This window comes from Vagococcus entomophilus (genome assembly GCF_003987595.1).
In the GTDB taxonomy this organism is placed as follows: Bacteria; Bacillota; Bacilli; order Lactobacillales; family Vagococcaceae; genus Vagococcus_E; species Vagococcus_E entomophilus.
Window position 1 is genome coordinate 628,607 of sequence record NZ_NGJZ01000002.1, and the last position, 20,793, is coordinate 649,399.

22 protein-coding genes and 1 rRNA gene are annotated in these 20,793 nt (G+C 35.8%); 17 read left to right on the forward strand and 6 right to left on the reverse strand.

Going from position 1 to position 20,793, the window contains the following annotated elements:
- The first annotated feature begins 13 nt into the window (after positions 1 to 13).
- Entirely contained in the window at positions 14 to 1,597 is a 1,584-nt protein-coding gene (gene abc-f / locus CBF30_RS08955) for a ribosomal protection-like ABC-F family protein (protein ID WP_126825433.1), read from the forward strand.
- Between the two features lie 379 nt (positions 1,598 to 1,976).
- On the opposite strand, the gene CBF30_RS08960 is transcribed toward abc-f, so the two are convergent.
- Positions 1,977 to 3,206: a YhgE/Pip domain-containing protein gene (locus tag CBF30_RS08960; protein WP_126825436.1), complete on the reverse strand. Its 1,230-nt coding sequence runs from the start codon at positions 3,204 to 3,206 to the stop codon at positions 1,977 to 1,979.
- A 409-nt stretch (positions 3,207 to 3,615) separates the two neighbouring features.
- Between CBF30_RS08960 and CBF30_RS08965 the strand changes: the two genes are divergently transcribed.
- The 6 genes from CBF30_RS08965 to CBF30_RS08990 all read left to right on the forward strand — a co-directional run bounded on the left by CBF30_RS08965 (position 3,616) and on the right by CBF30_RS08990 (position 9,304).
- Positions 3,616 to 4,557: a 2-dehydropantoate 2-reductase gene (locus CBF30_RS08965; protein WP_126825439.1), complete on the forward strand. Its 942-nt coding sequence runs from the start codon at positions 3,616 to 3,618 to the stop codon at positions 4,555 to 4,557.
- Positions 4,558 to 4,678: 121 nt separating this feature from the next.
- Complete coding sequence (locus CBF30_RS08970) at positions 4,679 to 5,104, forward strand: Rrf2 family transcriptional regulator (protein ID WP_126825442.1); 426 nt, start codon at positions 4,679 to 4,681, stop codon at positions 5,102 to 5,104.
- Between the two features lie 61 nt (positions 5,105 to 5,165).
- Complete coding sequence (locus tag CBF30_RS08975; RefSeq protein ID WP_126825445.1) at positions 5,166 to 5,792, forward strand: NAD(P)-dependent oxidoreductase; 627 nt, start codon at positions 5,166 to 5,168, stop codon at positions 5,790 to 5,792.
- Between the two features lie 194 nt (positions 5,793 to 5,986).
- Entirely contained in the window at positions 5,987 to 7,501 is a 1,515-nt protein-coding gene (gene yjeM / locus CBF30_RS08980) for a glutamate/gamma-aminobutyrate family transporter YjeM (RefSeq protein WP_126825448.1), read from the forward strand.
- A 90-nt stretch (positions 7,502 to 7,591) separates the two neighbouring features.
- Positions 7,592 to 7,951, forward strand: coding sequence for a DUF6568 family protein (locus CBF30_RS08985; RefSeq protein WP_126825451.1), 360 nt, complete (start codon positions 7,592 to 7,594; stop codon positions 7,949 to 7,951).
- A gap of 261 nt (positions 7,952 to 8,212) precedes the next feature.
- Positions 8,213 to 9,304, forward strand: a complete 1,092-nt coding sequence (locus tag CBF30_RS08990; RefSeq protein WP_126825454.1) for a PTS sugar transporter subunit IIC — start codon at positions 8,213 to 8,215, stop codon at positions 9,302 to 9,304.
- 191 nt (positions 9,305 to 9,495) lie between these two features.
- Here CBF30_RS08990 and CBF30_RS08995 read toward each other — a convergent pair whose 3' ends face one another.
- Positions 9,496 to 10,044: a TetR/AcrR family transcriptional regulator gene (locus CBF30_RS08995; protein WP_170168991.1), complete on the reverse strand. Its 549-nt coding sequence runs from the start codon at positions 10,042 to 10,044 to the stop codon at positions 9,496 to 9,498.
- A gap of 139 nt (positions 10,045 to 10,183) precedes the next feature.
- Between CBF30_RS08995 and CBF30_RS09000 the strand changes: the two genes are divergently transcribed.
- The gene (locus tag CBF30_RS09000) at positions 10,184 to 11,308 is read left to right on the forward strand and encodes an alpha/beta fold hydrolase (protein ID WP_126825460.1); all 1,125 of its coding nucleotides are present in this window, start codon (positions 10,184 to 10,186) and stop codon (positions 11,306 to 11,308) included.
- 49 nt (positions 11,309 to 11,357) lie between these two features.
- On the opposite strand, the gene CBF30_RS09005 is transcribed toward CBF30_RS09000, so the two are convergent.
- Together CBF30_RS09005 and CBF30_RS09010 are read right to left on the reverse strand one after the other, a co-directional pair.
- Positions 11,358 to 11,885, reverse strand: a complete 528-nt coding sequence (locus tag CBF30_RS09005; protein WP_126825464.1) for an HdeD family acid-resistance protein — start codon at positions 11,883 to 11,885, stop codon at positions 11,358 to 11,360.
- An 80-nt stretch (positions 11,886 to 11,965) separates the two neighbouring features.
- Positions 11,966 to 12,439: a methylated-DNA--[protein]-cysteine S-methyltransferase gene (locus CBF30_RS09010; protein WP_126825579.1), complete on the reverse strand. Its 474-nt coding sequence runs from the start codon at positions 12,437 to 12,439 to the stop codon at positions 11,966 to 11,968.
- Positions 12,440 to 12,533: 94 nt separating this feature from the next.
- On the opposite strand from CBF30_RS09010, the gene CBF30_RS09015 reads away from it, so the two are divergent.
- From CBF30_RS09015 to CBF30_RS09030, 4 genes are read left to right on the forward strand one after another with little or no spacing between them, the layout of a single operon-like run.
- Positions 12,534 to 13,934 (forward strand): bifunctional metallophosphatase/5'-nucleotidase, encoded by a 1,401-nt coding sequence (locus CBF30_RS09015; RefSeq protein WP_126825467.1) that lies wholly within the window; start codon positions 12,534 to 12,536, stop codon positions 13,932 to 13,934.
- An 18-nt stretch (positions 13,935 to 13,952) separates the two neighbouring features.
- Positions 13,953 to 14,591, forward strand: coding sequence for a YutD family protein (locus tag CBF30_RS09020; protein WP_245975055.1), 639 nt, complete (start codon positions 13,953 to 13,955; stop codon positions 14,589 to 14,591).
- A gap of 11 nt (positions 14,592 to 14,602) precedes the next feature.
- A complete protein-coding gene (locus tag CBF30_RS09025; RefSeq protein WP_126825473.1) occupies positions 14,603 to 15,376 on the forward strand; it encodes a TIGR01457 family HAD-type hydrolase in 774 nt (257 codons plus the stop codon).
- Positions 15,363 to 15,998, forward strand: coding sequence for a TIGR01906 family membrane protein (locus CBF30_RS09030; protein ID WP_245975056.1), 636 nt, complete (start codon positions 15,363 to 15,365; stop codon positions 15,996 to 15,998). The genes CBF30_RS09025 and CBF30_RS09030 overlap by 14 nt, the downstream gene beginning before the upstream one ends.
- Before the next feature lie 73 nt (positions 15,999 to 16,071).
- On the opposite strand, the gene CBF30_RS09035 is transcribed toward CBF30_RS09030, so the two are convergent.
- Together CBF30_RS09035 and CBF30_RS09040 are read right to left on the reverse strand one after the other, a co-directional pair.
- Positions 16,072 to 16,560: a phosphatidylglycerophosphatase A family protein gene (locus tag CBF30_RS09035; RefSeq protein WP_126825481.1), complete on the reverse strand. Its 489-nt coding sequence runs from the start codon at positions 16,558 to 16,560 to the stop codon at positions 16,072 to 16,074.
- Positions 16,561 to 16,581: 21 nt separating this feature from the next.
- Positions 16,582 to 17,583 carry an NAD(P)/FAD-dependent oxidoreductase gene (locus CBF30_RS09040; RefSeq protein WP_126825484.1) on the reverse strand — a complete coding sequence of 334 codons (1,002 nt, stop codon included), beginning with the start codon at positions 17,581 to 17,583 and terminating at the stop codon, positions 16,582 to 16,584.
- Positions 17,584 to 17,763: 180 nt separating this feature from the next.
- On the opposite strand from CBF30_RS09040, the gene CBF30_RS09045 reads away from it, so the two are divergent.
- The 5 genes from CBF30_RS09045 to CBF30_RS09065 form a co-directional block, all read left to right on the forward strand.
- Complete coding sequence (locus CBF30_RS09045) at positions 17,764 to 18,351, forward strand: peptidylprolyl isomerase (protein ID WP_126825487.1); 588 nt, start codon at positions 17,764 to 17,766, stop codon at positions 18,349 to 18,351.
- Between the two features lie 28 nt (positions 18,352 to 18,379).
- Positions 18,380 to 19,240, forward strand: coding sequence for an ROK family protein (locus CBF30_RS09050; RefSeq protein WP_126825490.1), 861 nt, complete (start codon positions 18,380 to 18,382; stop codon positions 19,238 to 19,240).
- 146 nt (positions 19,241 to 19,386) lie between these two features.
- Positions 19,387 to 19,755, forward strand: a complete 369-nt coding sequence (locus CBF30_RS09055; protein ID WP_126825493.1) for a CvfD/Ygs/GSP13 family RNA-binding post-transcriptional regulator — start codon at positions 19,387 to 19,389, stop codon at positions 19,753 to 19,755.
- Between the two features lie 87 nt (positions 19,756 to 19,842).
- Positions 19,843 to 20,223, forward strand: a complete 381-nt coding sequence (locus CBF30_RS09060) for a hypothetical protein (protein WP_126825496.1) — start codon at positions 19,843 to 19,845, stop codon at positions 20,221 to 20,223.
- Between the two features lie 507 nt (positions 20,224 to 20,730).
- Positions 20,731 to 20,793, forward strand: a 16S ribosomal RNA gene (locus tag CBF30_RS09065); the annotation flags it as partial.

Below are 20,793 nucleotides of genomic sequence, written 5' to 3' on the forward strand. Positions count from 1 at the left end.
GAAGGAGCAAAAAATGTTAGTACAATTAAATAATGTGACGAAAAATTTTGGAGGAGCCCCTATATTAGAAGAGGTTTCTATCCAAATAAATGATGGGCAAAAAATAGGAATAATTGGCAGTAATGGTTCGGGGAAGTCTACGATTTTTAAATTGATTACTGGAGCGGAACAGGCGACAAAAGGAACGGTTAGTTGCCAAAAAAAATTGAGCATTGGTTCGATTAAACAAGAAACGATTGTCTCTGATTTGTCAGTATCTGCTTACTTACTGTCTAGCTTTTCAGATATTCATCAGTTGGGTGATCAATTACGAACATTAGAGGCACAGATGTGTCAGACCAATAGTGACCTAGAAAAAATTATGGGAAAGTATGCTCGAGTACAAGAAGCATACGAACAAAAAGGTGGCTACATTCTGGAAGAAAGAATAACCACTGTTCTAAAGGGATTGGGTTTAGCCAAAAAAGCTACGACTTGTTTGAATTTGTTAAGTGGTGGAGAAAAGGTGCTGGTTCAGCTCGCACATATTCTGCTTTTGGATGTTGACCTTTACCTGCTTGATGAGCCAACCAATCATCTTGATACTCAAAGTGTTGAATGGTTGGAACGCTATCTGGCGCATACCAAAGCAGCCTGTCTGGTGATTTCACATGATCGCCGATTTTTAGATAATGTAGTAGAAAATATCATTGAAGTCGAGGATGGAGCAGTTTTTACCTACCCAGGAAATTATACGCGGTATCAAAAATTAAAAGCAGAACGAGAAGCGCTAATTCAAAAAAATTACGAACTTCAGAAAAAAGAAATTCAAAAAATTAAATTAGCAATTCGTCGATATCGCCAGTGGGGTAACGAAGGAGATAATGAAAAATTTTTCAAACGAGCCAAACATCTAGAAAAACGTTTAGAAAAAATGCAAGGAGTCAAACGACCAATTGCTCAAAAGAGAAAATTAGGACAAAAAAATCAGTCTTTCACTCGGTCTGGAAAAGAAGTTTTAAAAGTGTGTCAGCTTTCTAAATCTTATGAAGATAGATTATTATTTGAAGCAGAAGATTTTACGATTTATTGGCAAGAACATTTAGCCTTAATAGGAAAAAATGGTAGTGGCAAAAGCACTTTTTTTAAGATGCTGTTAGGGATTGACCGGCCCACTCAAGGAGAAATTTGTTTGGGAAGTGGTGTGAAAATTGGTTATTTAGCACAAAATATCCTATATTCGGAACCAAAGAAGACCGTATTAACTTATTTTCAAGAAACCGTGGGGGAAGAAGAAAGTGCCAGAAGAGTTCTGGCGCAGTATGGGTTTTATCAAGAGGATGTGACTAAGCGTCTAATCGATTTATCTGGGGGCGAAAAAATCCGCCTCGAGTTAGCCAAATTATTTCAACAAGAGATTAATCTACTAATCTTAGATGAACCAACGAATCACTTAGACATTGAAACTCGAGAAGAGATTGAAAGTTATTTAAAAGAATTTTTAGGAACAATTTTAGTGACCTCGCATGATCGTTACTTTATCGACAAACTCTTCAAGCAGTGTCTAGTGATTGAGGAAAAAAGATTATGGAAACAAACTACAAGAGATAAAAATTGAAGCGTAAGGGGAGGGTAGTAAAAAATGATTACTATATGTTAGCCTAGTTAATGGATAGAGGAAAGAACTTGTTACTTCTTCAACTTATAGGAAATTCTGTCTTAGCGAGTTAGAAAAATAGTTGGAACAAGTAAGAAGGCATTAATAAAAAAGATATAAGTTAAAGAAAAAAATCAAGCGTAATACTGGCTTGTGGCTAAAAGTCCAAAAATCTGCATGTAATGGCTCTGAAATAAGAAGTAAAAAATATCATAAAACGTTTGACAACGCTTTCATTTAGAGGTAATATATTAATGTAATAAAAAAAACAAACTTAAAACAAACAAAAATAAGAAACCTATTGAGACGTAGGTTTCTTATTTTTTGTGTAGCGAAAAGACTAAAGAGATTCCCCAGATAAATTCTTTTTACGAATTGTGACAGCAAGTAGATTTAAGAGCACCGCAACTAGAGCTACGTAGAAAAGCTTCAGCCATAAATCTCCTGTACCACTCCCACCGTATAAGACATTAAAGTCTGCTTGAATAGAGTAATAACAAGGTGAAATAGTACTAAATCCTTTGAAAAATGACGGTAAAATACTTTTTGGAATCAATCCAGCACCAGCAACCACTTGCATCAACATCATTGGAACGTTAATGATCATTCCAAGTTGCCCAATTAGTATAATAAAAATGAGGTTAATATTCATAGCGGTAAAAAGCTCTAAGCCATGTGTGAACCATAGTTGTGTAATAAGGCTACTGTCAAAGTTATTAAATGCTTGTGCTAATAATACAATGATTAAAGGCGTAATAACAGAGATAAGAGCAACCGTAATTTCTAACATGGCAAAAGATTTGAATCGACCAATACGCCCTGCAAATTTAGTATAGGTTCCTAAGATAATCGTTGCACCCATCAATGTTCCAATATATATCGATAAAGAAAGGAAAAATGGAGCCATACTGTGATTCATACCAGAAGGGATTTTATTGGTTTTATGGATAACTGGTATGAAAGAGTTGCCCAAATTTTTATAAGTACGATTAATTTTGGTTTCAATCTGACTTTTTTGGACTTCTGCTTGTGTTTCAATTTGGTCCTTTGCTTGGGGTGTGGCAGAAACTTTTTGTGCTACTTGCTCTTTTAAAACAGTAAGCTGTGCGCTTGTTAAAATTGCTTTACCTTTATTTAAAAGAATGTTCTCATTGATAGAGGCGCCAATTTTTGTTGCAACACTTTCCATCGCAGTAACGGCTGTTGTTGGATTGGATTCGTTGATATAAAAGTGAAGTTTAGCAGTTTTGTCTAGAGTTTGAACGTGATTACTAAAGTCTTTAGGAATTTCAACAATAAGATAAATCGATCGTTTGTCTAATTCTTTTTTTGCTTTATCCATTGTCCATTTTTGATGAATCGTATTAAAAGGAAGCTTTTTGACTAAATTATCCTTTAATTCTTGACTGTCGGAATCGTTGCTAATTACTGCAATAGGCAAATCTTTAATCTTGTCGGGAATGGCTTTGTATCCTGAAAAGTAGATACTGATCATAAAAACGCCATAAAAAATCGTGACTGCTAAAGCAAGTAGCGCTCCCTTACTAAATATAAATTTTTTAAATTCCACGCGTATAACCTCCAAATTTTAAATAGATTGCTTGCATGAATAAAGTGTTTAAATAGTAGAATTTTGTAAGAGCAATGTCCTGTTTTTTAAATATACGAGATAGAAGTGCGGGGGGAATATCTCAATCCATACAAAAAGGTATATTTAAAACTTCATAAAGCAAGCAAGTACTTGCAGTATAACTCTGATTCTTTTGTTTAGCAAGTACATGCTTGCTGTTTGTTTATTAAAATTTTTGCTGTTTTAGCATCCTTTCTTAAGTAGAGGAAGAGGCTTGCTTTTTAAAAATTCATTACAGTTGGCTGTATACTAAGAATATTCAAACTTTTTGATAAGACTGTTCATTTGTAGATAATTTTTATATACTGTATCCGTAGTGAAATTTATAAATTAAGGTGTGTGGAAAAGAATGAAAATTGCAATCGCCGGTGCTGGAGCTATGGGAAGTCGTTTTGGATTCATGTTGCACCAAGCAGGAAATGACGTCATTCTTATTGACAAATGGGAAGATCATATCAACGAGATTCGCAAAAATGGTTTGAAAGTAAACTTGAATGGAGAAATGTTTACGAGTTACATTCCGATTTATTTTCCAGAAGAAATAGCAGAAACTAAGCAAAAAATTGATTTGATTTTGCTTTTTACTAAAGCAATGCAGCTTGAAGATATGCTGTCAGCTCTATCTACTGCTATTCACAGTGAAACAAAAGTATTGTGCTTGCTTAATGGAATTGGTCACGAAGATGTGATAGAGAAATTTATGCCTAAAGATAATATTTTAATTGGTATTACGATGTGGACTGCTGGCTTGGCAGGAGCAGGGAAAGCAGAACTTATTGGGGACGGAAGTGTCGAGCTTCAAAATCTTGCACCAAAAGGTAAAGACTACGCATTAGAAGTGGTCAAAATTTTAGACCAAGCTGGGCTACACTGCAAATATAGCCCAGATGTTCGGTACTCTATTTGGGAAAAAGCTTGTGTCAATGGGACGGTGAATGGAACTTGTGCCTTGCTGGATGCAACAATTGCTGAGCTTGGTCAGACGGATGTCGCGGTTTCGATTATAAAAAATATTTTGCATGAGTTTGTTTTAGTGGCTAAGCAAGAGCGTTTGATTTTGGATGAGGCTGCTGTGCTACAAAAAATCATCAAAACATTTGATCCAAATGGGATTGGTAATCACTATCCTTCTATGCATCAAGACTTGGTCAAAAATCATCGCTTAACCGAGGTTGACTACATCAATGGGGTGGTCGTTCGTAAAGGTGAAAAATATGGAATTGATACACCATTTTGCACGTTGCTTACCGAATTAATTCATGCCAAAGAGCAACTGATTGGCGCAAAGTGAAAGATGAAATAAGACCATCAAGAAGCTGCAGGAGCATCCTCAGCTTTTTTAGTTGACAATTTAAAAATAGTCTAGTATTATAAATGTAACTTAAATAGTTACATTAGGAAGTGAGGAAATAATGGCTGTATCAACCAAACTAAGTGTTGCTGTCCATATCCTAACTTTGATTGGTTCCAAAGAGGCAACGCAAGTCAACTCTGAATTTATTGCAGGTAGTATTCATACAAATCCTGTTGTAGTTAGACGTTATATGAGCGCATTAAAAAAGGCAGGGCTAATCGAAAGTTCTCGTGGTGCAACCAAAACTTCATTGACTAGAGAGCCTAGTCAGATTTCTTTATATGATGTTTATCAAGCACTGGCTTTAAAGAATGACCTTTTCAATATTCATCAAGATACAAATATTGAGTGCTTGATTGGAAGAAATATTCAAACTGCACTTGAGCGAGAGTATCGAAAAATTCAAGAAAAAATGGAAGAAGATTTGAAAAAGGTGACTTTACAAGATGTTTTAGAAGATATTATTGAAATAAACGAGAGCTAACTCTCGTTTTATTATAAAACAAAATGTAACTATAGTGATTACTAAATAGGAGGAAATGTAGATGAAATTAGCTATAATTGGTGCAACAGGAAAAGTTGGAAAATTAGTTGTGAAAGAAGCAAAAGAAAGAAATATTGATGTGTCGGCAGTTGTAAGACAGGGTGGGAAAACAGGAATTCCAGAGATTGTGAAAGATGTTTATGCGCTAACAAAAGAAGATGTTGCAAGTTTTGATGTTGTCATCAGCGCACTTGGGTTTGTTGGGGCTGATGCAGCATATGAGTTTGAGAAGTCCACCCAACATCTGATTCAAATTTTTAGTGGATTAGAGACACGCTTGATTATTGTGGGAGGCGCAGGAAGTTTGTATGTTGATCCGGCACATCAATTACAGTTGAAAGATACGCCAGATTTTCCCGAAGTATACAAACCATTTGCAGAGTCACAGGCAGTTCAGTTAGATACGATTAGGAATGCTAAAAATGTTCACTGGACTTACCTTAGTCCTGCAGCAGATTTTCAAGCAGATGGAAAAAGAGTGGGAAGCTATCAAGTTGCAGGAGAAGAGTTTACAGTAAATCAAGCAGGTCAAAGCTTCATTAGTTATGCGGATTATGCGATTGCAATTGTAGAAGAAGCAATTGCTGGCAAACATAAAAATGCACGGTTTAGCGTTTATCAAGCATAAGAAAGCATAAAAATACAAGAATTGATTCATCAATTCTTGTATTTTTTTTGTGAATAATGAATAATAATTCTTTTTAGCTTGCTTATTATGAAATAAATTTCATTTAAATAATAAAATTCTCATAAAGGTAGGTTTTGAACAGAAATGTTATTATACTGTAATTTGTATAATATATAGAAAAAGAGCGTGTTTAAATGAATAAAAAAATGACAATTTTAGGATTAATTTTGATGATTTTTACTTCGGTATTTGGTTTTTCCAACGGTCCAATTGCGTTTTATTTAATGGGATATGGTTCAATTGTTTGGTATGTACTTGCAGCTTTTTTATTTTTTATTCCATATGCTTTGATGATGGCAGAATTTGGTTCTGCCTATAAAAATGAAAGCGGAGGGATTTATACTTGGATGAAAGATGCCCTAGGAGAAAGACTCTCATTTATAGGAACATTTATGTGGTTTGCTTCTTACATTATCTGGATGGTATCCGTAGCACCCAAAATATGGATAACACTTTCAACTTTTTTATCTGCATCTGGTAGTGACCAAACTCAAAAATGGCACTTTTTCGCGCTTAATTCGACTCAAGTAATAGGTGTATTATCCATTGGTTGGATGGTGGTGTTAACTTTTGTTTCATCTAGAGGGATGAAACAAATTATCAAAATCACCAGTATCGGTGGTCTAGCGGTAGGGGTGTTGAACGTGGTGCTTCTTTTGACGAGTAGCATTATTTTAATCAAGAATCACGGACAGTTTGCACAACCTCCAACCCATCTTTTTTCTTCACCAAATCCTACCTATCAGTCTCAGATGCAGGTTTTGTCGTTTATTGTTTTTGCCATATTTGCCTATGGAGGAATTGAAGCAGTTGGCAGTTTAGTTGAAAAAACAGACAAGCCTGAAAAAAATTTTCCTAAGGGGATTTTACTAGCCGCTGTTACGATTGCATTGGGGTATGCTATCGGAATTGCTTGTTGGGGAATTAGTACTAATTGGCAAGCGGTACTGAATCATCGGACAACCAATCTTGGAAATATTACCTATGTGATGATGAATAATTTAGGGGTACAATTAGGTCAAGCACTAGGCTTAGATGCTAGTCAAAGTACGACGATTGGCGCATACTTTGCACGGTATACGGGTTTATCCATGTTTTTAGCCTATACGGGTGGTTTTTTCACCTTAGCTTATTCGCCCTTAAAATCAGTTATTACTGGAACACCAAAAGAAATTTGGTCCAAAAAAATGACGCAGCTAAATAAAGTTGGGATGCCGCAAAATGCCATGTGGGCACAATTTGCTATTGTGACGGCTATTATTTTACTCTCTTCCTTTATTAGTAAGGATCCGAGCGATTTTTATAATAAATTAACTTTGATGTCGAATGTTTCGCTTACATTGCCTAGTGTTTTTCTTGTAATAGCTTTCCCGTTATTCAAAAAAAATCAGACGATTAAAAAGGAGTTTGAAGTTTTCACCTCACCATTTTCCATAAATTTGGTATCTATAATCGTTTTTCTGGTTGTTTTTGGTGCCAATTTCTTTACGGTTTTTGCCCCAATTTTTGAGCATGGCCAAGCAGGAGTGGGGGATACGCTATGGATGATTTGTGGGCCAATTTTCTTTTCTTTATGTGCGTGGTTTTTATTTAATCGTTATGCCAATCATCATTTGAGTCAAACAGAAGAAGGTTTAAAAGAAAAGTAATTTCCATTCACAAGCGCTAGATTAGACAAATTAGTAAGAGTAGGAGAAAATATAAGTAGTTTACTAAAAGTGATGATGGAGGAATGGATAATGTCAGAAATTGAAGCGTTTAAAAAAGACATAGAATTATTTGAACCAATCAATGTGCAACAGCTGGAACAAAAATTAACAGAAACAAAAAAACAAATCTTATTCTTAGGAAGAGCGACTTGTCCTTTTTGCAGAAAATTTGCCCCTAAGTTAAAAGCGGTAAAAATAAAGCTTAATCTTCCTGTATACTTTGTTGATAGTGAGAATTCTGATGACTTGGCAAAATTAACTGCTTTACGTAATCAATATACAATTCCCACAGTACCGGCATTACTAGTTGTACAAGAAGAAAAGGTGAAAGTAGTATGTGATTCTTCTCTTACCGAAGAAGAGATTACACAATTTATTCAAAATCGTTAATGACGTGTTTTTAAAATTATCATATATTCAAGATAGGATAGGAAAGAAGAAGGTGCTCCTGCTTCTCTCCTATCCTTTTTTTGATTATTTAAAATGTAAATCAGTGTTAGGAGGATAAGTAACGAACAAAAGACTTTATTTTCAGAAAATTCAGTTATATGTATTGATTATTTAATAGAAACAAGGTATAGTAAAAATTACTTTACACATCTATGTGATTGTGGATGGTTCGGATTTAGATTTTAGAAAAGGGGTAAAAAGATGGGCGCAACAGAGCAGGCATCACAAAATGAAAAAATAACGACAAGAGAGTATGTCTATCGCGTTTCTGCAGGGGTATCAAATGCGGTTTTAGTCATGCTTGGGATTGGACTCTTATGTGAAACGTTGGCAAATTTTGTAGGATGGACAGCATTTCATCAGATTGGGACAATGGCTAAAATTTTACTAGCGCCAGCTTTTGGTGCAGCCGTAGCTTATCAATTAAAAAGCAACACGCTAGTATTATTTAGTGCGATGGTCGCATCTACCGTAGGCTCAAATTCAATCTTTTTTATAAATAATGCTGTTCCAGCTACTACGGCAACGAGTCATGCAGTAGTTCAACCGATTGGAAGTGGCATTATCACGACGGGGCAACCAATCAGTGCAGTTTTAGCTGCTCTAGTAGCCGTTTTAATTGGAAATTGGTTGACAGGTAAAACGCCACTAGATATGGTTTTAGTACCGTTTATATCAGTGACTATTGGTGGGATTGTTGGACTTGGTCTGGCATCGGTTACAACCCCAGCTTTGCTTGCAATTAGTAAATTTATGGCAACTTCAATTACGATTTCCCCACTACTCGGTTCATCTGTGATTGCGCTTGCTTGGAGTGTTCTGTTAATGACACCGGCATCTTCTGCTGCACTTGCGATTGCACTCACGCTAGATCCGGTTTCCTCAGCTGCTGCATTAATTGGTTGTACGAGTCAATTTGTTGGCTTTACCGTGATGTCATGGCGTGAGAATAAAATAGGAGCAAATTTAGCACAGGGCTTAATTACACCAAAAGTTCAATTTGCTAATTTGACGCTACATCCACAACTTGTCATTCCACCATTCATAGCTGCCATTATTAGTGCACCAATTGCAACGGTTGGCTTTGGTTTTAAAACCACCTACGAATTGGCTGGAATTGGTCTAAATTCACTGATTGCACCGCTAAATATTTTGTCGAAAAGTACAACTGATTTCTTTGTGTATCTTTTGGTTGGAGTGGTGCTTCCAGCTATCATTTCTTATATTGGTTTTGCTATCATGCAAAAGATGGGCAAAGCGCAAAAAGGATGGTTAACAATTGAATTACAATAAGCCCATAATCACAAAAAAAGACTGGAGAGAAGTGGGTAACTCTGGGCAATAAGCAAGAATTCATAGAAATTAGCCTTTAGACTTTTTTTCCATTCAGCTTGTTTCCAAAGGAGTTACTTCTATTCTCACTAATTAGTTGGATAAAAAGAGCCTGAAACCTAACTTTTGAGTTAGGCTTCAGGTTCTCTTTTTTATAAGTCAAAAGTAGACTGTAATAGTTCAGATACTGGAAGAACTTTTGAAGTCTCACCGGTTTTTAACATCCAGGCCAATAGTTGCATGACATAAGTAGCATAAATAGAAGCTAAAAATTCTTTTGGTACCTCTAGTTTTTGCTCTTTAGCTTTGATGTACTCCAGACTGTGCTCATAAAAAATATGCTCGAGCTTGGCAGATAAATCTGCCTCTGGCTCATGAATTTTGAGTAACGTTTTATAGACTTGTCTATTTCCAAGTAAGATGCTTTCGAAATTATGAAAGTTTGTAACGATATGTGTTTGTTGTTCTGGTTGAAAACGCATCGCAATTTCATCGGATACTAATTGGCTATAAGTCGTAACAATTTTTTCTAGTAAATCATATTTATCCAAATAATGGGCATAGAATGTAGATTTGCTAATCATAGCTTTTTGACAAATATCTTTGATGGTTAATCGGCGGAAGTCTTTTGTCTCAAGTAAGCTGATCAGGGATTGTTCGATATTTTTTTTGGTTTTGATGATTCGGACATCTTCTTTCATGGACATTTCCCCCTAATTTGATCCTTTTCCTACGATTTAGTAAGAAAGGTTCGATTTCGTACTAATTATATAACATTGCTAGTCGTTTGCAAGTTTTAGTTGGCGTATAGTAAGACTATCAAAAGAGGAGGAAATTAATATGTTTGAAGAATATACAGGTAATGAACAATTTGATTTACAAATTAATCGTTTTATGGGAGATACATTTCAAAATGATTCAAGAGCACAAAAGGATCTAAAAGAAATCATTCCCAAACTCATAGATGTAGATGGTTGGTTTAAAGTTTGGCATGAAAAAGCAGTTGAACGTGAGCAGAATGGCGATTTTGACTTAGCTTCAAAATATTATCAAGCTGCAGAGTTTTATCTAGATGATTCAAGTTCTTACAAGAATGAAATGTATCATAAATATCGCGAAAACTTTTATAAGTCCTATGACACCTCGCATTTTAAAATGTATGAAGTACCTTACGAACAGTCATTTTTACCAGCGATTCGAATGGGAGAAGACCCTAATCTACCTACTACTGTTTTCTTTGCAGGATACGATTCATATATTGAAGAACTTTTGCCCATGATAGAAAATGTGGCAAAACAGTTGAAGCACAATATTATTTTATTTGAAGGACCAGGGCAAGGGAGTGCACTAAAAAACGGCTTGAAATTCATACCAAATTGGGAAAAACCAATGAAAGCACTCTTAGATTATTTTAATTTGGACCAAGTAAATATTGTAGGGATTTCTTGGGGAGGATACTTTGCGATTCGTGCTGCAGCTTTCGAAAAGAGAATTGATAAAGTGGTTTGTTTTGACATTTTTTATTCAGGTTTGGATACGTTAAAAATGAAAACTGATAAAAAAGATTGGGCTTCTTTGATGGCACTTATGGAGGCAAAAGAAGAAGAGGCTGTGAATCAAATCTTTTACAAAAAAATGAGTCAAGATTTAGACTTAAACTGGAAAATCAAAAAGGGAATGGAAAACACAGGCGAAAAAACGCCATTTGCTTTAATCAAAAACTTTGAAAAGCATACGATGGCTAATCTTGGACCATTAGTCAATCAAGATGTATTGCTGCTTGCAGGAGAACAAGATCAATATGTGCCGATTGAAAGATTGCATCAAATTGAAAAAGAATTAGTCAACGCTGCTTCAGTTACGTCTAAAGTATTTACAAAAGAAACTGGCGGTGAACAGCACTGCCAAGCTGGATATAGACATTTAGCTTTCGATGTAATTAATCAATTTTTAACTAAAAAGTAAACAAAAAAAGTTTGAGGATAACAACTATCCTCAAACTTTTTTAGCGCTTTTAGAAACGATGGAAAGCGAGCACAACCATTTCAATTCCAAACATCATAAAGTAAAACCCAACTAAAAATGATAGGGTTAAAGCAGAAGAGATGGGATTAAATAGTAATGAAAGTCCAATGAATACACAAATAATATTGAGGATTAAGGTGAAGATAAATAACGGTGTGTGTCTTTCACGCAAATAGCCAATGTTGATTAAAGACGCAATGGAGTCCACTAAGAACCAAATTGCAAACATCACAGCGAATACGAAAATACCAGAATATAAATTTGTTACAAGCAAGAGCCCCAATAAAACATCAAGAATTCCTACTAAGATTAAAGAACCAGCATGAATTCCACTTAACTCTTTTAATTTAGAATAAGAAAGCAAAGAGAACAGCCCTTTGATAATGGCACCAATCCCAAATAACACAACAAAAGCTTTCAATGTTTTTTCAGGATTTGAAAAACTAAACATCGCAATAATAATAAAAAGAATGCCTAATATTAATTCGCCCCAGCCAAATTTTTTTTCATTTACCATATAAATTCACTCCTTTGTCTGAAACAAGCATACCATTTTCAAAAAAAAGAGTAAATAATTTAGTGTTCAAAAAAATAAGGTTAAAAGTCTGCTGTTTTTTCCAATTGCAGTAACTTATGCTTAACTGATAATGAATGAGCATGGGCGCCCATGTAACCAGTTAATTGTCCATTTTTACCAATAACACGATGGCAGGGAATGAAGATTGCGAGAGGATTTTTTTTATTTGCTTGACCAATTGCACGCACTGCTTTAGGAGAGTCAATGAGTGTGGCGATTTCTTGATAGCTTCTTGTTTCACCATAAGGAATAGCAAGAAGGGCTTGCCATACTTTTTGTTGAAAGATGGTTCCTGTTTGCAGAGATAGTGGGACACTGAATGACTTGCGTTTTTGGCAGAAGTACTCGGCTAGTTCGAGTTGTGCTTGCTGAATGAATAACTTCTCTCGCTCGCTTTCAGGAAGCTTGGGTGATGAGGTGTCGAAAGTGAGCGATGTAATTCCCTTTGAGTTTGCTTGAATTTCGATTGGGGGAAAATCTGAAAAATGAAAAATCACGTGTAACCGCCTCCTTTATGTATTATCATATCGAATTTTTTTGAAATATGATACTATTATGATGTTAAAAAAAGAGAAAGATGGCGAATAGATGGAGAAAATCGTATTGCTACATACAAATGACTTACATTCTCATTTCGAACATTGGCCGAAAATACGCCGTTTTTTAGCGCAAAGAAAAAAGAGGTTGGAACAAGAGGGAGCAACTGTTTTTCAACTTGATTTAGGCGACTTTGTTGATAGAAGTCACCCACTAACTGAATCCACAAATGGACAATTCAACATTCAATTGATGAATCAAGTAGAATATGATGCGGTGACCATTGGCAATAATGAGGGGATTGGCAATAGTCGAAAAGAGCTTAACGATTTGTACAATCAGGCAGATTTTCCTGTTGTGTTAGGAAATATATATGATGAAAAGACGAACCAATTACCCAAATGGGCAACTCCGTACAAAATTTTAGAAAGTAGTAAAGGTTTTAAGCTAGCAGTATTGGGGTTGACCGCACCATTTCCACTGACCTATCATCCAAATGGTTGGAGTGCGCTTAGTCCAGATGAGGTGTTACCAGACTTAATTCGAATGGTGGAAAAAAAAGCAGATGCCATTGTATTGCTTTCGCATTTAGGAATTCAAGAAGATCGAAGGTTGGCAGAAAGATTTCCTGAGATTGACGTCATCATAGGCGCGCATACGCATCACTTGTTACCAGACGGGGAACAAGTCCATGAAACATTGCTTGCTGCAGCTGGGAAGTACGGGTATTATGTCGGCGAAATCACGCTTAGAATAGAAGCAACGCATCTACTAGGAAAGGAAGCAACGGTTCACCCTACGTCAGAGATGTTTGAACAACAGAAGGATGCTGATGAGATACAGAGTTATCTGGAGCAAGGGTATCAACAATTAAAAGGGCAAAGAATCGCACGAATCCCGCATTCTTTAGCTCAAAGCTGGGAAGAAGCCAATCCGTTGATTGAGATAGCGCTAAAGGCAATTGAAGCTTATGCGAGTACGACAAGTGCAATGTTGAATAGTGGACTATTTTTAGCAAGCCTACCAAAAGGAATCGTTACAGCCAACCAGTTGCATCAAATCTTGCCACATCCAATGCATTTGATCCGTGTAACATTAAGTGGAGCAGATTTGGTGAGATTGTTTCAAGAAATCACGAAGAATCAAGGCTTTTTAAAAAATTATCCCATTCTTGGCATGGGATTTAGAGGAGAAGTTTTTGGCACGGTTGTCTTTGATGGCATGTCGTACGAGAGACACTCAAAAAAAGGTTACTACGCGGGGAAACCCATTATTGCAACGAAAAGGTACACTTTTGTAACAGTAGATCACTTTTTGTTTATTCCATTCTTCCCAACAATTGAAATTGCTGGAGAGATTGAAATGGTTTATCCAGATTTCTTGCGTCGGGTGACTGCAAAATACTTAGAAAAGCACTATCCATTAAAAATAAAAAAAGATATAATAGATTAAAGTGAAGGCGGTGAAATGATGAGTGAAACAAAAGAACATGAAACCATAAACTTAACAACAGAAGTAACAGAAGTTTTGGAAGAAATTGTAGAGATGCCCCCGATAAAAGAAGAAAAAGAAAAACCAAATGCTATTTATTTTATTGATGAAGATACATTTCTCATGGGAGATAAAAAATATCGCTTAGTGTTAAACTACCGTGATGCATTTCAACCTGAAAAACTAAGTGAACGCTATAGTGACATTTTAAATCGGTATGACTATATAGTAGCGGACTGGGGATATGAACAATTACGCTTGAAAGGTTTTTTCGATTCTTATAATCGAAAAGCACCAGCTGATCAGCGGATTGATGCCTTAGAAGATTATTTATATGAATTCTGCAATTTTGGTTGTGCTTTCTTCGTGATTGAACGCCTAGGTGGTAAAAAAGAACGCAAAAAAACACGACATCGTAAGAAAAAGAGCCAAGAAATTGTACAAGAAGCATTTACAGAAGAGAAAGTAGAAACGACTAAGGTCGTAAGCAAAAAGAAACCAATCATCAAAAAAAGAGCAGAGAAAGTTGAAAAAGAAGCGATGGGTGAAACAAAAGAACGCGTGACAACGACAAAACGTCATTTTACGATTCGTCAAAAAAATTCAGACAGCAATTAGGAGAGGTTTGCGTGAGCTATAAAGGATATTTAATTGATTTAGATGGAACTATTTACTTAGGAACTGAACCAATCCCTTCAGGTAAACGGTTTGTGGAGTCCTTACAAAAAAAAGGCATTCCATTTACATTTGTTACGAATAATACGACAAAAAAGCCAAGTGAAGTGCAACAAAGACTAGCAACGCTCTTTGATATTTATGTAGAAGAAACACAAATCTATACCGCATCTTTAGCAACGATTGACTATATGAAAGAACAAAATCGCGGCAACAAAGTTTTTGTAATTGGCGAAACTGGGTTAGTTGATTTAATTACTGAGTCTGGATTTGAGCTAGACGAAGAAACGCCAGATTTTGTCGTTGTGGGGTTGGACACACAATTGAACTATGAAAAGTTAACAAAGGCTACATTGGCTATTCAAAAAGGGGCCTGTTTTATTGGGACCAACCCTGATAAAAATATTCCAACGGAAAAGGGTCTTTTACCAGGAGCGGGTTCGTTAATTGCCTGTATTGAAACAGCGACACAACAAAAAGCCGTTTATATTGGAAAGCCGCAAGCAGTTATCATGGACCGTGCTGTAGCACATCTAGGCTTGCCAAAAAGCAAAGTGGTCATGGTTGGAGATAACTATGAGACAGATATTCAAGCGGGAATCCAAAATAATATTGACACGATGCTTGTATTGTCAGGCTTTACGCCCAAAGAAGCCGTTACCAGTTTGCCTGTGGCACCAACCCATGTTTTAAACAGTTTGGATGAGTGGTCTTTTGAAACTAACTAATTTATTTCGTGGAAAAGTTGGATTCCTGTGCCTGTTTTTATTTCTCATTGCGCTTGTTATTACGATTACGATAAACTTTTATCCACTTTATGTGGTGGATAGTCACGTGATGAATTTGGCAGATAGTGCTGGATTAACCCAAAAACAACTACTTCTAAATTATAAAGAATTGATGCACTATTTAAACTGGCCTTTCCAAAAAGTCTTGAAGTTATCCAATTTTACAATGTCAAATGCTGGACGGCAGCATTTTGTTGATGTGAAGCGTTTGTTTCTATTTAATTATTTTATTCTGGGGATAACGGCTGTGCCTGCAGGTTTCTTTTTAAGAGATTGTTTGAAATCTAAACGGCTATGGCGTTTGATCCGCCCATTTCAAATTGGTTCTGCAGTACCATTTTTATTAGGATTTATCATGATTTTGGGGTTTGAACGTTTTTTTGTTTTATTTCATGAGTTGCTGTTTTCCAACGACAACTGGGTATTTAATCCTGCGACAGATCCCATTATTTTAGTATTACCTGAAGATTATTTTATGCACTGTTTTATCCTAGCATTTGTGTTATTTGAGGGATTGATGTTAGGTGGAGTCGTGCTTGGAAAAAAATCTATGAAAAGGTAGAAAAAAAACAAGAGCGAGACAAAACAGCTTCGTTTTGTCTTGCTCTTGTTTTTGTTTGGTCTCATTTTAGTAGTTAAATCCCGTTTGGATCTAATTGAGAGTGAGCTAAGCGGCTAGCAGCAGCTGCAGCGATTGCTCCAACGATGTCATCTAAAAATGTATGGACAGCCTTACCGTCATGTTCATTCAACTTCTCTAAAATGCCTGGTTTTACTTTGTCAACATAGCCGTAATTCGTAAAGCCAATCGAACCATAGACATTTACGATAGATAAGGCCATGATTTCATCAACTCCGTACAACCCTTCATCATTTTGCAACATTTCCTGAAGTGGGGAGAGCAATTGATTTTTTTCAGCTAAAATATCTAGCTGGATTCCCGTTAAAATGGCATTTTGAACCTCTCTTTTTTTCAATACTCGATTGACACTGTCTATGCAAGTTTCAAGTTGTAAGTTTTTGATGTATTTTTTTTGTAAAAACATAACGAGTTCAGCAATATCTGTAATTTTTACGCCACGTTCTTGAATAAGTTGGCGTGCGACTTTTTCTAATTTTTCCATTTTATCTTCCTCCGTTTACAATTAGTTCTTAAACAGGCTTGTACTGTGCGCAGGCTGTGTTCGAGTTTTCGGTTGGATAAAGTGAAGTGCATTATTTACAGCTGTAGGTGCCTCACCGAATCCGGTTGCGATGAGTTTTACCTTTCCATCGTATGTGCAAATATCACCAGCAGCATAGACTCCAGGAATACTAGTTGACATGTCGCTTTCAACGGAGATGGCATTTTTATCAAGTGCTAATCCCCAGTTCTTGATTGGACCGAGTGCAGAACTAAAACCGTGATTGACAATTAAATGGTCGGTTGAAAGAATCTCAGTAGTATCGTTTTTAGGGTTTTTAATCCGAATGTTTTGCAGATGCCCTGCATCATGAAACAATGATTCTAAAACATAAGGTGTCTTCACTTTGACAGTCGAATGATCTAGCAATTCTAAACTGTGTTCATGTGCACGAAATTCAGGACGACGATGAACGAGGGTGACAGATTTAGCGACTTTTTCTAGCATTAGGGACCAATCTACAGCTGAATCGCCTCCACCAGTGACAATGACGTCTTTATCAGCAAACCGCTTGCTATCTGTAATATGATAATGCAAAGTTTTTCCTTCGCAAAAAGAAGCAGCCTCTAAATTTAGTCTTCTGGGTTTAAAAGCACCATTTCCTGCTGTAATGATGATACTCCTTGTTTGATGCTCCCTTAAATTAGTTAAAATTTTAAGGGTTCCATCTGTGTTTTGACTGATTTCGAGTACCTCTTCTTGAAGGCAAATAGTGGGATGGAAATGCTCAATTTGTTTTTCCAGGTTATGGACCAACGTACGGGCTTTGATTTTGGGATAACCAGCAATGTCATAAATATATTTTTCTGGATAGAGAGTCGCTAGCTGTCCGCCTAATTCTGGGAGACTTTCAATAACTTTTGTTTTTGCGTTTCTCATACCAGCGTAAAAAGTGGCAAATAAGCCAATTGGCCCGCCACCGATAATGGTTATGTCATAAATTTCTTCTGAAATAGAAGACATATTCTTTCACCTCAGTTTCTAAAAAATAGTTAAAGCTAAATAAATCCTACAATGAGTAGTATACGATATTTTAAAAAAGAACAACATAAATTTGATTTTCTAATAAAAACTCTTAAAAAGTATAGAAAAAAGTGGTAAATTTGGTTATGATGTATGAGAAAAACTATTAGGAGGAATTTTATGACTTCATTTTTACAAGTAGACTTAGCAGCAGCTAAAGGACCAAAAGCAAAAATAAACACAAATAAAGGCAGCTTTGAGATTGTATTGTTCCCAGAAGAAGCACCTAAAACGGTTAAAAATTTTATTGAGTTATCTGAAAACGGATACTATGACGGGGTGATTTTCCATCGAGTTATTCCAGATTTTATGATTCAAGGCGGAGACCCAACTGGTACAGGTATGGGTGGAGAAAGTATTTATGGAGAAAAATTTGAAGATGAATTCTCACAGAATTTGTTTAATTTACGTGGTGCATTGTCTATGGCTAATGCAGGACCAAATACAAATGGAAGCCAGTTTTTTGTAGTACAAAACAAAACAGTTCCACAAAATATGTTGAGCCAATTAGAAGGTGCGGGTTATCCTAAAGAAGTGATTGAAGCATACAAAAATGGGGGAACTCCGTGGCTTGATTTTCGCCATACGGTCTTTGGACATGTAGTTTCTGGAATGGAAATTGTGGATGAAATTGCGAGTGTGCAACGAGGACCACAAGATAAGCCAGTATACGATGTGGTAATCGAATCCATTGAAATCACAAAATAAGTTTTAAAAAATAGGAGGAATATTCTTGATGTACGGAGCGATTGAAGCGGGAGGCACAAAGTTTGTGTGCGCGGTCAGTGATGATTCACTAAATATTTTGGAATGTGTTAGTATTCCTACAACAAAACCATCTGAAACGATGAAGGAAGTGTTTGCATTTTTTGACAAACATCCAGTAGATGCTATTGGAATCGGATCTTTTGGTCCAATAGATATCAACAAAAATTCAAAAACATATGGCTATGTAACCAACACACCAAAATTAGCTTGGAAAGACTATAATTTTGTTGGAGAAATGAAAAAAAGATACCAGGTTCCAATCGCTTGGACAACAGATGTAAATGCTGCTGCTTATGGAGAATTAAGAAAAGGTGCTGCAGTTGGTAAAGATAGTTGTGTCTATCTTACGGCTGGTACTGGTGTTGGCGGCGGCGGAGTAGTCAATGGTCAACTACTAGAAGGTTTCGGTCACCCGGAGATGGGGCATATCTTAGTTCGTCAACATCCAGAAGATACCTACAAAGGAAACTGTCCTTCTCACGGAAACTGTTTGGAGGGATTGGCTGCTGGTCCTGCTATAGGAGACAGAATGGGGAAAAGAGCCCAACATCTAGCAGAAGACGATCCATATTGGAAAATTCAAGCATTTTATTTAGCCCAAGCAATCGTGAATTATACTTTGATTTTATCACCCGAAAAAATTATTTTTGGCGGCGGTGTAATGAAACAAAAGCAATTATTCCCGTTAATTCGTGAATCATTTAAAGAACAAATGAATGACTATGTGCCAGTTCCTGATCTAGAAGACTATATTGTCCCTTGTGCGTTAGAAGACAAAGCTGGAGTTACCGGATGTTTACTATTGGCTGAAAAAGAATTAAATAAATAATAAAAAAACTGAGTTTTGACTTTTATAGAAGATCAAAACTCAGTTTTACTGTTTATAAAACTAGTGGAACTTTTCATTTGTTTCTATATGAAGTATAATAATTGAATGAAAATAAGAAAGATATTTATAGAGAGGAGGACAAAATAATGGATTATTCAATTGGAACGGATATTGAAGGGGAAGTCACAGGGATTCAACCATACGGAGCATTCGTATCTCTAGACAAAGACACACAAGGCTTGATTCATATATCAGAAGTAAAACATGGCTATATAAAGAATATTCAAGAGGTACTAGAAGTAGGGCAAAAAGTCAAAGTAAAGATTATTGATATTGACATGTACACCCAAAAAATCAGCTTGTCACTCAGAGTATTAGATCATGCAGTCCCGCCAACACAGTACAGAAGAAAAAAATTTTTTACTAATAAAAATAAAAAAATCGGCTTTGAATCTTTAAAAAATATTCTGCCAGTCTGGGTTGAAGAAGCAACTGAATTATTAAGCAATGAGTAAGTGGAAAAAATTCTGAAATATTTCATAAAATATGCTATCATCATTTCATAAATACATTTACAATCAGACTAACCGAGGTGGAGAGTAATGGGCAAGCAAAAAGTAGCTGGAACAATAATGCTAAATGGAGAAGATGGATCAAAGTATTTTTTAGTAGAAAAAAAAGCTAGTAGTTTTACGTTTTTTCAAACGGAAACGAAAAATGGCTTGACTAGTTTGGCCTGTATTCTGGAAGAAATTAAACAAAATGTTCCTGTAGATACTAAGTTACTTGATTTAGTTGATTTGACTAGCGTAACGTATGAAGGAATTAAAGTGCCACTTTTTGTGTTTGAATTAGATGAAGAAAAAGCGAAAAAAATTGAACTAGATTCAATGTTTTCTTGGGAACCACCAGAAACACTTCGAAATGTGCTCAAAAGTTTAGAAGTATCAGGGGTGCCCATCTTTTCTCAAAATCAAGAGTAACTCGATTATTCGTAGAAATATAATTTATCTAGAGAGTGAATTTGACAGAAAACGTTATAATACAACAAGTGTTATTTTTATTTTGTATAAAATGAAAAAAAGTGTTGACGAAATGACTTTCTCTTGGTATATTAATACATGTCGCTAAGACAGCTAAACCTTTTTAAATCAACGAAAAAAACTTTTTTAGAAAAGTGTTGACAAGAACATTCTTGTTATGTTATTCTACTAAAGTTGAAAGAAACAACTCGTGCAAACGACTGATTTCATTCAAAAAGATTTAAAAAAAAATCAAAAAAGAGGTTGACAAACATTTCACTTCTTGTTATGATATATGAGTTGCTAAAACGCAACGAAGTAGACCTTTGAAAACTGAACAAAGTAAGACAAACCAAATGTGTAGGGCGTTTTTACATCTTGTAAAAACAACAAACATTTTTAATTTTAGTGAAGTCAATTCGCTAGCAAACAACAATGAGCTAAATGTCGCAAGACATTATCATAACTTTTAATGAGAGTTTGATCCTGGCTCAGGACGAACGCTGGCGGCGTGCCTAATACATGCAAGTC

Coding starts and splice junctions, on each gene's coding strand:
- abc-f (WP_126825433.1), top strand. CDS start 14: ATGTTAGTACAATTAAATAATGTGACGAAAAATTTTGGAGGAGCCCCT.
- CBF30_RS08965 (WP_126825439.1), top strand. CDS start 3,616: ATGAAAATTGCAATCGCCGGTGCTGGAGCTATGGGAAGTCGTTTTGGA.
- CBF30_RS08970 (WP_126825442.1), top strand. CDS start 4,679: ATGGCTGTATCAACCAAACTAAGTGTTGCTGTCCATATCCTAACTTTG.
- CBF30_RS08975 (WP_126825445.1), top strand. CDS start 5,166: ATGAAATTAGCTATAATTGGTGCAACAGGAAAAGTTGGAAAATTAGTT.
- yjeM (WP_126825448.1), top strand. CDS start 5,987: ATGAATAAAAAAATGACAATTTTAGGATTAATTTTGATGATTTTTACT.
- CBF30_RS08985 (WP_126825451.1), top strand. CDS start 7,592: ATGTCAGAAATTGAAGCGTTTAAAAAAGACATAGAATTATTTGAACCA.
- CBF30_RS08990 (WP_126825454.1), top strand. CDS start 8,213: ATGGGCGCAACAGAGCAGGCATCACAAAATGAAAAAATAACGACAAGA.
- CBF30_RS08995 (WP_170168991.1), bottom strand. CDS start 10,044: ATGAAAGAAGATGTCCGAATCATCAAAACCAAAAAAAATATCGAACAA.
- CBF30_RS09000 (WP_126825460.1), top strand. CDS start 10,184: ATGTTTGAAGAATATACAGGTAATGAACAATTTGATTTACAAATTAAT.
- CBF30_RS09005 (WP_126825464.1), bottom strand. CDS start 11,885: ATGGTAAATGAAAAAAAATTTGGCTGGGGCGAATTAATATTAGGCATT.
- CBF30_RS09015 (WP_126825467.1), top strand. CDS start 12,534: ATGGAGAAAATCGTATTGCTACATACAAATGACTTACATTCTCATTTC.
- CBF30_RS09020 (WP_245975055.1), top strand. CDS start 13,953: ATGAGTGAAACAAAAGAACATGAAACCATAAACTTAACAACAGAAGTA.
- CBF30_RS09035 (WP_126825481.1), bottom strand. CDS start 16,560: ATGGAAAAATTAGAAAAAGTCGCACGCCAACTTATTCAAGAACGTGGC.
- CBF30_RS09040 (WP_126825484.1), bottom strand. CDS start 17,583: ATGTCTTCTATTTCAGAAGAAATTTATGACATAACCATTATCGGTGGC.
- CBF30_RS09045 (WP_126825487.1), top strand. CDS start 17,764: ATGACTTCATTTTTACAAGTAGACTTAGCAGCAGCTAAAGGACCAAAA.
- CBF30_RS09050 (WP_126825490.1), top strand. CDS start 18,380: ATGTACGGAGCGATTGAAGCGGGAGGCACAAAGTTTGTGTGCGCGGTC.
- CBF30_RS09055 (WP_126825493.1), top strand. CDS start 19,387: ATGGATTATTCAATTGGAACGGATATTGAAGGGGAAGTCACAGGGATT.
- CBF30_RS09060 (WP_126825496.1), top strand. CDS start 19,843: ATGGGCAAGCAAAAAGTAGCTGGAACAATAATGCTAAATGGAGAAGAT.